This window comes from Massilia sp. UYP32 (assembly GCF_050434365.1).
In the GTDB taxonomy this organism is placed as follows: domain Bacteria; phylum Pseudomonadota; class Gammaproteobacteria; order Burkholderiales; family Burkholderiaceae_D; genus Telluria; species Telluria timonae.
Window position 1 is genome coordinate 27456 of record NZ_JBNDIK010000030.1, and the last position, 14541, is coordinate 41996.

Consider the following 14541-nt stretch of genomic DNA (forward strand, 5'->3'; position numbering starts at 1 on the left):
TCCGGATGGAAGATTCACACCACTCGCCCGAGCTGTTCCTGTTCCTGGCGTCCACTGCGCACGACATGAAGAACTCGATCAGCGTCCTGTCCGGCACGCTCGAACGCCTGCTCGACGGCGCCTCGCCCGAGACCGAGAAGGCGTATGCGCAGATGGCGCAGATGCTGTACCAGACGCGCCGCCTGAACGACAACCTGATGCAGCTGCTGGCGCTGTACAAGCAGGTCGGCAAGCCGGGCTACCCGTTCGACGTCCAGCCGCTCGAAGTGGGGCAATTGGTCGAGCAGGTGGTGGCGCTCGAGCGCGTGCTGCTCGAGTCGCGCGGCGTGACCCTGGAGCTGGATGTCGATCCCGAACTGATCGCCCACGTCGACGAAGACCTGATCGTGGGCGTGGTGTCGCACGCCGTCAACAACGCGCTGCACTACACGCGCGACCGCATCCGCCTGTCGGCGCGCGAAGTCGATGGCGACCTCGAGATCCGGGTCGAGGACAATGGCGCCGGCTTTCCGCCCGCGCTGCTGGCGGCCGGCACGCCGGGCAGCGGCGACAGCGGCGTCAACTTCCTGACCAATAGCGCCGGCCTGGGCCTGTACTTTTCGGGCGAGGTGGCGCGCATGCACCGCCACCGCGAGCGCTCCGGCGCGGTGCGGCTCGAAAACGGCGGCTCGCTCGGCGGCGGCTGCTTCATCCTGACCCTGCCATGAACACGCCTGCCGACCTTCCCAAGCCGGACCCCAAGCCGGCTGACGCCAGGCCTGACGTCAAGCCGGCCGCCGCACCAGGGATCACGAAGCCCAAGGTGCTGGAAGAGATCGACTGGGCCAGCAAGCACTACCTGATCGTCGACGATTTCGTCGGCATCCGCCAGTTGCTGCGCGAGAGCCTGCGCAGCCTGGGGGCCAGGAATATCGACCAGGCGTCCAGCGGCGGCGAGGCCATGGGCCTGCTCAACAAACTGCGCTACGACGTGGTGCTGTGCGACTACAACCTGGGCGAGGGCAAGAACGGCCAGCAGGTGCTGGAAGAAGCGCGCATGCGCCATCTCCTGATGCCGTCCTCGGTGTTCGTGATGGTGTCGGCCGAGAAGAGCGTGGAGTCGGTGATGGGCGCGGCCGAGCATCAGCCGGACGCCTATCTGGTCAAGCCGATCACCGAAGGCGTGCTGCTCACGCGCCTGAACCGCGTGTGGCGCCGCAAGCAGATCTTCCGCCTGATCGACCAGGCCTTCATCGAAAAGGATTACCTGCGCGCGGCGCGCCTGTGCGACGACCAGATCGCCGCCAGCCGGGTGCACGAGATCGAGCTGCTGCGCATGAAGGCGCGCATGCTCGAGCGCAGCGGCCAGCCGGCGCGCGCGCGCGAGGTGTACGAAAAAGTGCTGGCCCAGCGCGAATACCACTGGGCGCGCGCGGGCCTGGGCAAGATCCGCATGGCCGACGGCGACTTCGAGCAGGCGCGCCAGATGTTCCAGACCGTGATCGCCGAGAACCGCCACTACATCGACGCCTACGACCAGCTGGCGCGCGCCTACCAGGGCATGGGCCAGCACGAAGAGGCGGCCGCGGTGCTCGAGCGCGCGGCCAAGCTGTCGCCCAACTCGGTGCCGCGCCAGCGCCACCTGGGCCAGGCCGCGCTGCGCCTGGGGAACGTGCCGATGGCCGAGAAGGCCTTCCGCAAATGCCTGGTGATCGGCGAATACTCGATCCGCAAGGCCCCGGACGACTACCTCGGCCTGGCGCGCGTGTGCGGCCTGAAGGGCAATACCAAGGATGCGCTGCAGCTGCTCCTGCTGGCCCAGCGCGAATTCGGCAGCGAGCACGAACACATCGTGCTGCGCGCGAAGATCACCGAAGGCCACGTCTACCACGAGAGCGGCGACTACCTGAACGCGCGCCGCGCCGGCGACGAGCTCGATGCGATGCTGCAGGCCGATCCCAAGCGGCCCGGCACCGCGATCTGCATCGAGATGGCGATCCTGCTGTTCGCGGTCGGCGTCAAGGGCACGCCCAACGAGGTGCTGGCCTACGTGATCCGCAACAACCACGACAACACGCTGCTGCAGGACGAAGTGCAGAAGATCTTCGACCGCGCGCGCCTTCATGACGAGGGCGCGCTCATCATCCGCACCGCGCGCAAGGAGGCGGTGGACCTGATGAACCAGGGCGTGGTGCTGTGGAAGACCGGCAAGCTGCCCGACGCCGTCAAGTGGATGCGCAAGGCGCGCGAGCGGCTGCCGGACAACGTCCGGGTGCTGTTCAACGCGGTGCAGATCCTGATTTCGCACATGCAGCAGCGCGGCTACGAGGCCGAGCTGGACGAGGAGGCGCGCGACGTCCTGGAGCACGTCGACCGGTTGCAGCCGGGCCAGCAGCGCTTCGCGCAGCTGATGGAGCAGCTCGGTGCGCTGCAGCCGAAGCCGGAGCCCGCCGCGCCGCAAGCCCAGGAAGAAGTGGCCGCGACGCCCAAGGCCGGCGCCGTTCAGTAATCGACCGGATAGTCCTTGCGGAACGCGGCGCCGCTGAAGGCCTTCTTCTGGGTCCAGTCCTGGGCCGCGCTGGTCCAGTAGGAATCGTCGGCCGGCAGGCCCAGCGCCAGGAAGCTGGCGGAGGCGATGTACATGCTGCCGTTGTTGGAATACCAGTCGGCCAGCGCCGGCTGGTGGCCAACGAAGCCGATCGTGAGGTAGCCCTCCCTGGTGAAATTGCCCGGATCGGTGTACAAGGCCTGGTGCATCGCCTGCATCGCCGCCCGCACCTGGCCCTCGGGCAGGGTCGGCGGCAACTGTTTGCGCCAGGCCAGCAGGGCCAGCGGCTGGAAGGCGGCGCTGCGGTAGGTGAGCGAGCGGCCGATCGGCGGGAAGGTCCCCTGCGGCGAGATGAAGCGCTCCAGGTGCTCGCAATAGCGCTGGGTGCGCCTCAAGGCCTGGGCGCGCAGCTCGGCCGGCTTGCCGTTCCAGAATGGCGCCTTGTGCCGCTCGAGCACCTCGAGGATTTCGAGCAGCATCGGGTATATCACGAAGGAACTGTAGTAGTCGAAGTGGAACGCTTCGCCGTCCTTGATCCAGCCGTCGCCGACATACCATTCGTTAATTTTGCGGATGGCGACATTGGTGCGCAGCGGATCGGCCTCCTCGCCGATCGACAGCAGCCAGGCCTCGTTCATCGCCGCGAACAGCAGCCAGTTGATGAAGGGCGGTTCGATCCGGCGCAGGCCCTTGATCTCGGCGACGATGCGCCGCTTGGTGGTGGTGTCGAGCGGCTCCCACAACGCTTTCGGCGCGCGCATCAGCGCATTGGTGAAGTAGGCCGAGTCGACCAGCGCCTGGCCATGGCCGCGCCAGGTCAGGTAGTCGGGACTTTTCGGATCGACCGAATGCACATAGCTCTGCAAGGCCATCTGGCGCAGGCGCGCACGGGCCTTGCCTTCGGCGCTGGCGTCGTCGGGCAGGGCCAGCCACGGCGCGGCGCCGGCGATCAGCCGGCCGAAGGCTTCCAGGTAGGCGACGCTGCTGTCGCGCCCATCCGAGCTCGGGCTCACCTCGAGCCTGAAGTTCTTTTTCAGTTCGCCGCGCGCCATGTTCGACAGCACCGGCTCGGCCATCTTCTGCAGCAGGCCGGCCATGTACGCGCGGTCGCTTCCCGCGGTAGCCGTAGCCGCCGCCGGCGCCGGCATGGACAGGCCCCCGAGCGCGGCGCCCGCCGCCAGGCTGCCGATGAAATCTCTTCTCTGCATTGCGTCTCCTCGTCGTGATTGGTTCAGGGTTCGCCGGCCAGCCGTTCGCCCGCATAGGCGCGATATCTGCGGATGCGCCCGGTGACGTCGTCCTTGCCCTGGCGCGGCACGTAGCGCAGGCCGGCCACCTCGACGTCCTTGCCGAGGTCGATCACGAGGCGGTGCGGGTGCGCCGTGCCGGCGCCCGGGCCGCTGTAGGCCGTGTGCCAGTAGTCGCTGTTCTGGCCATTGATCGCATTCAGTGCGCCGCCGTCTTCCTTGTGCGCTTCTTCGCTGTCGACCCAGGCGATGGTCCAGGCGGATTGCTCGATCGTCTTGCCATTCTTGTCCAGCAGCGCCAGCTCGGCCACCGCGGCGTAGGGCTTGCCGTCGAAGGCGTCGAGCGACTCCAGGCAGAACTGGCGCGCGCGCAGCGGCGCCGCGAAGCGCACGTCCTGGGTCGCGGAGCCGGGCGCGAACGCGCCTTCGTGCGCGGGCTGTACGCCATCGAGCTGCAGCTTGACGGTGCTGGGCGGGCGCTCCAGGTCGCGCTCGCGGTGCAGCTGGTCGAGGATCGGCTTGGCCAGGCCCACGATGCGCGCCTCGCGCGGGCCGGTCAGGTCGAGCACGATCACCTCGTTGCGGCCGCGCCTGATCCACGGCCCGGGCAGGTACATGGTCTGGGTCGGCCCAATGCTCCAGTAGCGGCCCAGGCAGCGGCCATTGATCCAGACGATGCCCTGGCCCCAGCCCGACATGTCGAGGAAGGTGTCGTGGGCGGCGCTCGTGTCGAAGCTGCCGCGCCAGAACGCCGCGTCCTTGCTGCGGCCGCGCTTGAACGCCAGCGGCGGCAGCACGCCTTCGGCATCGAAATCGATGGCGCGGATCTCCCAGTTCTCCAGCGCCTGCGCCTCGCCGCCGTTCGGCGTGAACGTGACCGGACCGTGCATGCCCTTGCGGTCATGGATCTCGACCCCGAAGTTCACGCGCGCGATCGTGTACAGCAGGACCTCGACGGTCGCCGGCTTGCTGCGCGCGGGGATCGTCACCTTGAAGCGGCGGTAGCGCGTGTCCATCGTGTCCACCAGCTTGCCGTCGACCCGCACCCAGGCCAGGTCGCGCACCCTGGCCGCCGCCAGCACCCCGGCGGGGCCGGCCGGCAAGGTGACGCGGTAGGCGACGATGCCGCGGCTGATGTCGTAATCCTCGATCGGGCGCGGCGACGCGTCGCGGATCGTGCGCGCCGGCAGACTGGCGCTCAATGACGCGGTCTCGTTCAGGGCGAAGGCGGGGATCGTCATCACCGGCAGCGGCGCCGGCGGCTGCGGCAAGGTCTCGCCTGGCGCCAGGAAGGGCGTCATCGCGGCGCGGTAGGCCTCGAACTTGGCGCCGATCCAGCCGGCTTCGCTGATCGGCGCGTCGTAGTCGTAGCTGGTGGTGTCGGGGCGGAACGGCCGGTCGCAGCCGGCCCACAGGCCGAAGGTGGTGCCGCCGTGCGCCATGTAGAGGCTGAACGAGCCGTTCGCCGCCAGCATCGTCCTGATGTCGGCCACGGCGTTCTCGACGCCGCCGCGGCGGTGCGGCGCGCCCCAGGTGTCGAACCAGCCTGAATAATATTCGCCGCACATCAGCGGTCCCTGCTGCACCTCGGCCAGCGCCTTGAAACCGGCTTCGGGGTTGCTGCCGAAGTTCGCCACCGAATACAGCTCGGGGATGTGGGTCTTGGCCACCGCATTGGTCGGGTTGCACTGGAATAGCGGCACGTCGAAGCCGGCGTCCAGCACGGCCTGGCGCAGCGCGCGCATATAGTCGAGGTCTTCGCCGTAGAAGCCGTATTCGTTCTCGACCTGCACCATCAGGATCGGGCCGCCCCGCGTCACCTGCTGCGGGCCGAGCACGCGGCCGACCTCGCGCAGCCAGCGCCGCGACGGCGCCAGGAAAGCCTCGCTAGTGGAGCGCAGGAAGGCGTCGCCCGGCTGCTTGAGCAGCCACCATGGCAGGCCGCCCATCTCCCATTCGGCGCAGGCATACGGGCCGGGGCGCAGGATCACCCACAGGCCTTCCTGCTGCGCCAGCCGGCAGAACTCGGCGGCGTCGCGCTGGCCGGCCCAGTCGAACCGGCCTTCGCGCCATTCGTGGTAGTTCCAGAACAGGTAGGCGCAGACGCTGTTCAGGCCCATCGCCTTGATGGTCTTCAGGCGGTGCGTCCAGTACTCGCGCGGCACGCGCGAGAAATGCATCTCGCCGCAGCGGATCTGCAGCGGCTTGCCGTCCAGCAGGAAGTCTTCGCGGCCGATGGCGAAGCGGGGAGGGGCCGCGGCGTGGACCTGGGCCGGCAGCAGCGCCAGCGCCGAGCTGGCCGCGGCGCCCTGCAGCAGGCGCCGGCGAGGCAGCGTTGGCGTCATCGCTTATCTCCCGCCTTATCTCCCGCCTTATCTCCCGCCTTATCTCCCGCGTGATCGACCAGGCTTGCGATCTCGCTCGCCGCCAGCAGGAAGGCGCCGACGCCGAAGGGCGCGGTCGAGTCCTGGTTCACGACCTGGCCGGGGATCGCGCGCTCGCCGATCGGCTGCACGTAGCCCACCCGGCCATCGGCCTGCAGCGCGACCCGGCGCAGGAAGCGCCAGCCGCGCAGGGCCGTTGGCGCATACTCTGCGCGGTCCAGGTAGCCGTGGTTGATGCCCCAGGCGTAGGCATAGGTGAAGAAGGCGGTGCCGCTGCTTTCTGGCCCCGGCGCATGGCCGGGGTCGAGCAGGCTGCGGGTCCAGTAGCCGCCGTCCTGCTGCAGCGGCTTGAGGGCCGCCGCCATGCGGCGGAAGCGCTCGGTCAGTAAGGGCCGGCTCGGATTGTCCGGCGGCAGGTCGGCCAGCGTCTTGGCCAGGGCGGCGAACACCCAGCCATCGCCGCGCGCCCAGAAATCCTTGCCGCCGTTGGCCGACTTGTGCCTGGGGTAGATGTACTTGGCGTCGCGGTAGTAGAGGCCGGCATCCGGGTCGTACATCAGCTGGTCGGCATAGGTAAAGTACTCGTGCAGCTTGTCGAGGTAGCGCCGGTCGCCCGTGGCCTTGTACAGCTTCGTCATCGCCGGCATCACCATATAGATGCCGTCGGCCCACCACCAGTAATCGCGGCTGGAAGTGCCCATCTGGTATTCCAAGACCTCGCGTGCACGCGCGATGCGGCGCGGGTCCTTGCGGCCATCGAGTTCGTACAGGTCGACATAGGTCTGGAAGCAGGTCTGCCAGTCGCCGAACAGCACGTATTCCTGGGTCTCGCCATAGCTGTACTTCCACTCGGCCCGGTTGTCCGAGTCCGCGCCGCGCCAGCGGTTATGCTCGGCCCAGGCGGTCGAGTAATCGCGGTACGCCTCGTTGCGGGTGAGGGCATAGGCCGCCATATTGCCGGTGTGGTAGGCGGCGACATCCCAGAACGCCCATTGCTGCCGGGCGTGGTTGCGCTGCCAGTAATCGTTGGCGCGGGTCAGGTCGGCCAGGACGTCGGCCCGTGCAGGCGTTTGGCCGCCCGTGCTGGCGCAGCCGCCGGCGAGAGTGACCAGCGTAGCCAGGGCAAGCTTGAGGTAGAGTCGTCTCGTCATGTCGTCTTTCATTCAATGTGGGTGTCGCTTGCCGGTCGCCACTGCAAGACCTGCACGGTGGATGGCGGTACGTCGGCCAGTCCTTCGCCATCGACTTGCCGCACCGCCTGCAGGAACAGGTGCAGCTCGACCTGGCGCCGCCACAACTCGGTGTCGTAGCTCGGCTCCCAGGCGCCGACGGCGCTACTCGTCAGGTCGTGCACCGACCAGCGCGGCGCGTCGAAGCCGGCGATGCGCACCACCGACACGCGCTCGCCGCGCTCGCTGTCGCGAAACACGAGGTGGCCCGATGGGTCGCCCGCATGGCCGTCGATCAGCAGTTGCGGGCGCGCGATCGGGATCGCCTTGGTGCCCATGCCGGCGAGCGAAAAGGCGCTCTTGCGAAAGTCCAGGTCGAGCCGGCGCCAGCCTTCGTCGCGCCGGTACAGCACGCGGTACTGGGGCACGGCGCTATCCTTTGTCCGCCAGTAGCTGGCGATGTAGGGCCGGCCCATGGCGTCGAAGGCCATCGAGGTCTGGTTGATCAAGTCGCTGTTCTGCGGGATGCGCGCCGCGTACTCGGCGCTGGCGGCGGTGATCGGCAGCCCATAGGGTTTGCCGTTGCTGTCTTCCCAGCTCGCACCGCCGTCGCGCGAGCGCGCGTAGGCCATGTCGTGGTTGCTGGCGACGTCGGGCGATTCGCGCCAGACCCAGGACAGGTGGATGACCCCGCGGCCGTCCACGCCGGCCTGCCAGTAGGCGTTGCGTTGGCCCTCGCCGCTGATCAGATTGTCGGCCACGCGGCGCCAACCGGTAGCCGGATCGTAGCGGTTGGCGACCAGGTTGCCGCGTCCCGAACCGCCGTCGCGGTACAGGAACAGCAGGCCGCCGCCCGGCATGCGGAAGAACTCCGGATACGACACCGACGCTTCGTCGCGCCCGACCATCGGCGCCGTGCGCAGTTCGAGGCTGCCGGGGGCGCTGCCGCGTGCGTAGTTCAGCGCGTTGTTGTGCTGGTCCCAGGCCATGTGCAGCACGCCGTCGCCATCGACCATGATGCTGATCGCGTTGTGGGCGTCGCGCACATTGCCGCGCCAGGCGGTCTGGCGCAGTTCCCAGGCGCCGCCGCCGAGGCGGCGCTTGCCCAGCACGACCCGGCCGGCGCCGTCGTAGTAGGCGATGTACTGGTGCGCGCCGTCGCTCGCCAGGGCGTTCTTGCGAAACACCACGGCGTTGACCGAGTTGCCGGCCCAGCCGGGGCCGACGTCGACGATGCCCGGTCCGGGCTTGCTTGCGCAGCCGTGCAGCAGCGCGGCGCCGGCCACGAGCCCAGTACAGCGGACGAGGAAGGCGGTCATCCGCATCACAGCTTGCCGCGGATGCCGATCTTGAACGTGCGCCCGTCGTACTTGGCGTAGTCCATCCGCGTGTGCTTGCCGCTGCCGTACTGGCCGGTGGCGTCCTCGAAGTAGTCGTAGTTCAGGGTGTCGGTCAGGTTCAGCGCATCCAGGCGCAGCTCCAGGTTCTCGGACAGCTTGTAGCTGATGGTGCCGTCCAGGTAGCCGCGCGCGGCGCGCCAGCGAATCAGGTCGTCGCCGTTGTTCCGCGGATTGTCGCCGTGCAGCGAGCGGTCCTTGTAGTTGTAGGACAGGCGCATCGCCAGCGGACCGCGCTCGTAATAGGCGGTGACGCTGTAGGCGTACTTCGGCACCGAGTTGACCTCGATCTCCTTGCCCGCGTTGGTGATCCAGCGCATGCTGTTGAAGGGATCGATATGGGTGTAGCTGGCCAGCGCGCCGAAGCCCTTGAACGGGTCGGGCAGGAAGGTGAAGTCCTGCTGGTAGGCCAGCTCGTAGCCCTTGAGCGTCTGTTCGCCGGCGTTGCTGTAGGTGCGCAGCACCATCGGCAGGTTCGGGTCGACCCGGCCGCTGGCGTCCTGGAAGATCGCCCCGAGCGCGGTGTCGGGCAGGCCGAGCGCGCCGAAGGTGGTGTTGGTGGTGGTCGACACCGTGGCGTCGGTCAGCTTCTTCTTGAAATACGCCGCCGACAGCAGGCTGCCCGGCTTGAAATACCATTCCAGGCTGGTGTCGAAGTTCTTCGACTGCTGCGGCCGCAAATTCGGGTTGCCGGCGGTCGCGGTATTGTCGAAGGCGTTCGGGATCACGGTCTGGGCCGCGATGATCGACAGCGAGGCGCGGCTGATGGTCTTGCCCCATGAAGTGCGGAAGATCAGTTCGTCGTTCAGGTCCCAGGCCGCGCTGACGGCCGGCAGCACATTGGTGTACTTGCCCTGTTCGCTGTTCGGCTGGTAGGTGTTGCCGCTGCCGCTCCTCTTGAAGTTGTCGATGTCGAGCTTCGTCTGCGACCAGCGCACGCCGGCGTTCAGGCGCAGCTCCCGCCCCAGCACGTCGCCCTTGAAGTCGGACTGGACGAAGCCGGTGCTGACCTTCTCGGCCGCGCCGAAGCTCTGCGCCGGCGTGAACGCTTCGCTCGTATTGAAGGCGACCGGGTCGTAGGTCGAGAAGGCATAGTCGCGGGTGAAGGTGCCGAAGCGGTTCGGCCAGCCGGGCCCCATGTCGAGGTCGGGGATCGGCAGGACCGAGACCATATTGGCGCGCACGCTGGCGTCGCCCAGGGCGACCATCTTCGCCTTCATGGCGGCGCCGGCATTGCGTTTTTCGACGTCCTTGCTGGTGTCGACGTAGACCAGGCCGGTCTTGAGGCGCCCGGTCCAGCCCCCGAACAGGTCGTAGTCATAGTCCACCACCAGGCGCGCCTGGCGGCCCTTGTCGCGCTCGCGGGTCCAGCCGGTGGTGACGTCGAAGCCGCTGAAACTGGCAGGGTCGGTGTAGTCGACCGGCGAGGACATCGACGGGTAGACATGGTCGGTGCCGTAGTCGATGGTCGTGTCGACGCCGAAGATCTGGCCCGACAGGGTGTCCGAATAGCTGGTGGCCTTGCTGTTGTTGGCGCTCACTTGGCCGGTCACCACCAGCCCCGGGCGCGCCTGCCAGCGGCCGTTGAGCGCCAGGTAGCCGAACTCGGTCTTGTCTTCGCCATAGGTCACGCCGCTGCTGTACGAGGTGTTGCCGAAGGTGCCGGTCAGGAGGTTCGAGCCGGGATCGATCTTCACGTCGATCGGCACCAGGCCGTTGTGGCCGTTCGTTCCCGGCGGCGCGTTGCGGTTGGTGGTGCGGGTGTTGCGGATCAGGAGGCCGTAGTACAGCTCGTCGCGGCTGTTCTCCAGGCGCGAGTACAGGCCGTCCAGGCTCAGGTTCAGGTCGCCCTGCTTGAACTGCAGGGAGCTCACCAGGCCGTCGCGGCTGCGCCGGTTCTGCGAGCCGTAGTAGCGGTAGATGCGCGGCAGCAGGGCGTTGTCGATCTGTTCGCGCGAGTAGCCGGACAGGTTGGCGCGGGGGGCGTCGTAGTCGAGGGCGAGGGCGAAGTTGCCCATCACGGGCGTGCGGCTGCCGTTGGCGGAGCTGTTGTAGCCGCCGGTGGCTTCGAAGCCGGAGCGGTTGTTGACCGCCTTCGAATGGGCCACGCCGGCCAGGAAGCCCCATGGGCCCCAGGTGTTCGAATACAGCGCGAAGCCGGTCGGATCGGCCTCCCTGGCGCTGGTGTTGTAGGCGCCCGAGACCGCGTAGCGGATGGTGCGCTTGGGACTGTCGAACGGGCGCGGGGTCTGCAGGTCGACGATGCCGCCCATGCCGCCCTCGGTCAGCTCGGCCAGCGGCGACTTGTAGAAGTCGACCCGGCCGAACAGTTCGGACGCGAACACGTCGTAGTTGAAGCCGCGCGCGGCGCTGCCGATGGTGCTGGTCGACGTGGTGTTGACCGGCGCGCCGTTCAGGGTCGTCACCGAATATTCGGTCGGCAGGCCGCGGATCGAGATGCGCTGGCCTTCGCCCGAACTGTCGTCGCGGTTCAGGATCACGCCGGGCACGCGCTGCAGCGACTCGGCGACGTTCGCCTCGGGGAATTTGCCGATGTCCTCGGCGACGATCGAATCGCGCACGCCGATCGCCTGCTGCTTGAGGTTCAGCGCCTTCTGCAGGCTGGACCGAAAGCCGGTGACCACCACGGTGGTGGGCGCGGCCGTGCTGCCGGCGGCCGGTGTGGCGGCAGTAGCGTCCGCAGTTGCAGCGTCGGGCGGTGAGGGTGGCGTAGTGGGCTGTTGCTGGGCCAGCGCGGGTGGCATGGTTGCGGCGGCCAAGGCCAGCGGCAGGGCCGCGGCCAAAATCTTCTTCTGCATAGTGTCTCCTGACCGCGAACTTCGAGGTTCGCTTGTAATGTCGGACCGCCGTGCTTGGCACGTGCGGCTGAAGATGAAGCACCGGTCGCCGACCATTGCGCTTGTATGACAACCGTATGGTTACGTTACCATTTGACTCGTAAATACTCAACAACAGGGCGGTAGACGCCGTATCAGTGGGATAAGCACCTGATTTTGCTGAAAAATATCTGGAATCGGCCGAGCTCGACGTGGTATCGTAACCACAGGTCGGGGTTGGATAACTAGAAATACTCAACAACATGATCGATTGAAGGAGACCGATGGCCAAAGCCAGCAAACTGAGCGAGGTCGCGCGCCTGGCCGGCGTCGCGCCGATCACCGCCTCGCGCGCGATCCGCGGCACCGGCTATGTGTCGGACGCGGCGCGCGAGCGCATCATGGCGGCCGCGGCCCAGCTGAACTACACGCCGGACATGCTGGCGCGCCGCATGCGCGGCGACAAGAGCAAGCTGATCGGCGTGTTCATGAACAACTACGGCCCGGTGGTGCTGCACGAGCTGGTGCGCGCCATCGGCGAGCAGGCGCGCAAGCGCGACTACGACCTGCTGCTGTTCAACGCCGACCGCTTCGACAGCCCGGACCGGATGACCACCTGCGCCACGCTCAGCAAGCTGTGCGACGGCCTGCTGCTCCTGATGCCGACCGCCGACGACCGCTTCCTCGACGTGGTCGAGCGCCAGCAGCTCAATTGCGCGCTGGTGTTCTTCGATGCGCGCCAGCTGGCGCTGCCGACCATCGTGCTGGAAAACCGCATCGGCGCGCGCCGTGCGGTCGAGCACCTGATCGGCCTCGGGCACCGCCGCATCGCCTTCATCGCCGGCACCAAGCGCACCGGCCAGAGCGCTGAGCGCGAACGCGGCTATGCCGAAGCGCTGGCGGCGGCCGGCATCGCCGTCGACCCGGCCCTGGTGGTGGACGGCGCCTTCAACCAGCCCGGCGGCTTCGCCGCCACGCTGCGCCTGCTCGACCTCGCGGCGCCGCCCAGCGCCATCTTCGCCGCCAACGACGAGATGGCGTTCGGCGCCATCGACGCCGTCGCCAGCCGCGGCCTGAAGGTGCCGGCCGACGTCTCGGTGGTCGGCTTCGACGACATCTCGACCGCCAGCCACGTGTTCCCGCGCCTGACCACGATGCACCAGCCCTATGAGGCGCTGGCCGAGCGCGCGGTGCGGGAAGTGGTCGAGATGATCGAAGGCCGCCCGCCGGCCGCCGAGCGCATCGCCTTCGCCACCGAGCTGGTGGTGCGCGACTCGACCGGCCCCGCGCCGGCGTAGATCCAGGATGCGGCGCGCCGCCCTGGATAACGCACGCTGGCAGGCCGGCACGCTGCGCTATGGCGCCTGGGGCTTGTGCGTGCTGGTCGGCTGGCTGCTGGTCGGCGCGCTCGGGATCGCGGTGCGCGAGCGCTGGGCCGGACCGATCGGGCTGGTCGTGTTGCGCAACCACGGCGCGTCGGACACCGCCGTCGCCATGCTGCTGTCGACCGTGCCGGCGCTTATCAGCCTGCTGGTGGTGCCGGCGATCGGGCTGCGTTCCGACCGCAGCCGCGGCCGCTGGGGACGGCGCCGTCCGTACCTGGTGATCAGCGCGCCGCTGGCCGCCGCCGCCATGTTGTGCGTGGCCCTGGCGCCGTCCTTCGCGGCCGGCGCGCACGCGCTGCTGGGCGCTTGGGCGCCTAGCCTGCGCGCGCTCGAACTGGGCGTGTTCTGCCTGTTCTGGACCGTGTTCGACGCCGCCGCCATGACCACCATGGCGCTGTTCGCCGGGCTGGTGGCCGACGTCATTCCGTTCGGGCTGGCCGGCCGCTTCTATGCCGCGGTGCGGGTCGTCGGCCTGGGCGTGGCGATCGGCTTCAACATGACGCTGTTCGCCCTGAGCGAAGCCTGGCTGGCCGAGATCCTGGTGGCCATCGCCCTGGTCTTCGGCCTGACGATACCGCTGATGTGCCTGATGGTGCGCGAGGGCGACTACCCGCCGCCGCCAAACGCGCATGACGACGCGGCTTCAGCGGGCGGGCGGCTGGCGCTGGCGCGCACGCAGTTGCGGCACTGCTGCGCCCAGCGCCGCTACCTGTGGATCTTCGGCGCCTTCATGCTGGCCGCCGTCACCTTCGTCCCCTTCAACACCTTTTCGCTGCACTATGCGCTCGACCTGGGCTTGTCGAAGGCGGAGCTGGGCGAGCTGACCGCGCTGGCCTATGCGGTGTCGATCGCCAGCGCCTTCGTCATCGGCTGGCTGGTCGACCGGCGCGGCGCGGTGCGGGTGGCCGCCGCCATGATGGCGCTGTACTTCGCGATCGCGCTGGGCGGCTGGCTGCTGGTCGACGGCGCCGCCAGCTTCCGCCCGTTCTACGTCGCCCACGTGATCTGCTCCGGCGCCTATTTCACCGCGGCGGCGGCGATGCCGCTGGCGCTGTTCCCGCGCGAGGAGTTCGTGCGCTACAACGCGAGCAAGGACATCCTGGTCGCCTTCGCCAACATCCTGGTGGCCAGCTGCATCGGGCCGCTGCTCGACCACTCGGGCCACGATTACCGCCTGACCCTGGGCAGCGCGGCGCTGTTCTCACTGCTAGCGCTGGCCTGCCTGGGGCGGCTGCTGGCGACGCCCGCCGCGCCGGCGCGGGCGCCAATCCTTCAGAGATAGTCGACGTCGGACGCGTTCGCGGGGTATTCCTCGGCCAGCTCGGTCAGGCATTTCTTCATGATGAAGGCGTCGCGCGGGAAGCGCTGCGCGAAGTCGTCCCAGCCGATCAGGCGCAGCTTTTCCGGCATCGGGACAAGCCCGATGATCACATCCCAGAATGCGTCCCAGTTGGGGCCATACCATTCGGGGAAGTGCAGGGTCTTGGCCATCAGTTCGTGCAGCTCGCGGATGCTGGCGATCGTGGACAGGTCGAAGGTGACGACGGTTGCGCGGGTCATCGGGAAGCTCGATTCATCATGGTCCTTGGCATCGC

General features: G+C 68.2%; 10 protein-coding genes. 4 read left to right on the forward strand and 6 right to left on the reverse strand.

Annotated elements, in window-relative coordinates:
* The first annotated feature begins 5 nt into the window (after positions 1 to 5).
* Positions 6 to 707 carry a sensor histidine kinase gene (locus tag ABIB42_RS21735; RefSeq protein ID WP_005663167.1) on the forward strand — a complete coding sequence of 234 codons (702 nt, stop codon included), beginning with the start codon at positions 6 to 8 and terminating at the stop codon, positions 705 to 707.
* Positions 704 to 2488: a response regulator gene (locus tag ABIB42_RS21740; RefSeq protein WP_005663166.1), complete on the forward strand. Its 1785-nt coding sequence runs from the start codon at positions 704 to 706 to the stop codon at positions 2486 to 2488. The genes ABIB42_RS21735 and ABIB42_RS21740 overlap by 4 nt, the downstream gene beginning before the upstream one ends.
* On the opposite strand, the gene ABIB42_RS21745 is transcribed toward ABIB42_RS21740, so the two are convergent.
* From ABIB42_RS21745 to ABIB42_RS21765, 5 genes are read right to left on the reverse strand one after another with little or no spacing between them, the layout of a single operon-like run.
* Positions 2482 to 3735, reverse strand: coding sequence for a DUF2264 domain-containing protein (locus ABIB42_RS21745; protein ID WP_429248982.1), 1254 nt, complete (start codon positions 3733 to 3735; stop codon positions 2482 to 2484). The two genes, ABIB42_RS21740 and ABIB42_RS21745, sit on opposite strands and share 7 nt — an antisense overlap.
* A gap of 23 nt (positions 3736 to 3758) precedes the next feature.
* Positions 3759 to 6119: a beta-galactosidase gene (locus ABIB42_RS21750; RefSeq protein WP_429248983.1), complete on the reverse strand. Its 2361-nt coding sequence runs from the start codon at positions 6117 to 6119 to the stop codon at positions 3759 to 3761.
* Positions 6116 to 7309 carry a glycoside hydrolase family 88/105 protein gene (locus tag ABIB42_RS21755; protein ID WP_429248984.1) on the reverse strand — a complete coding sequence of 398 codons (1194 nt, stop codon included), beginning with the start codon at positions 7307 to 7309 and terminating at the stop codon, positions 6116 to 6118. Before ABIB42_RS21755 ends, ABIB42_RS21750 begins: the two co-directional genes overlap by 4 nt.
* 8 nt (positions 7310 to 7317) lie before the next feature.
* Entirely contained in the window at positions 7318 to 8646 is a 1329-nt protein-coding gene (locus ABIB42_RS21760; protein WP_218918178.1) for a BNR repeat-containing protein, read from the reverse strand.
* A gap of 5 nt (positions 8647 to 8651) precedes the next feature.
* Positions 8652 to 11543: a TonB-dependent receptor gene (locus ABIB42_RS21765; RefSeq protein WP_005663155.1), complete on the reverse strand. Its 2892-nt coding sequence runs from the start codon at positions 11541 to 11543 to the stop codon at positions 8652 to 8654.
* Positions 11544 to 11845: 302 nt separating this feature from the next.
* Between ABIB42_RS21765 and ABIB42_RS21770 the strand changes: the two genes are divergently transcribed.
* Both ABIB42_RS21770 and ABIB42_RS21775 read left to right on the forward strand, forming a co-directional pair.
* Positions 11846 to 12859 (forward strand): LacI family DNA-binding transcriptional regulator, encoded by a 1014-nt coding sequence (locus ABIB42_RS21770; RefSeq protein WP_005663152.1) that lies wholly within the window; start codon positions 11846 to 11848, stop codon positions 12857 to 12859.
* 7 nt (positions 12860 to 12866) lie between these two features.
* Positions 12867 to 14228: an MFS transporter gene (locus ABIB42_RS21775; RefSeq protein ID WP_005663151.1), complete on the forward strand. Its 1362-nt coding sequence runs from the start codon at positions 12867 to 12869 to the stop codon at positions 14226 to 14228.
* On the opposite strand, the gene ABIB42_RS21780 is transcribed toward ABIB42_RS21775, so the two are convergent.
* Positions 14219 to 14506: a barstar family protein gene (locus ABIB42_RS21780; RefSeq protein WP_005663140.1), complete on the reverse strand. Its 288-nt coding sequence runs from the start codon at positions 14504 to 14506 to the stop codon at positions 14219 to 14221. The genes ABIB42_RS21775 and ABIB42_RS21780 overlap by 10 nt on opposite strands.
* Between the last annotated feature and the right edge of the window lie 35 nt (positions 14507 to 14541).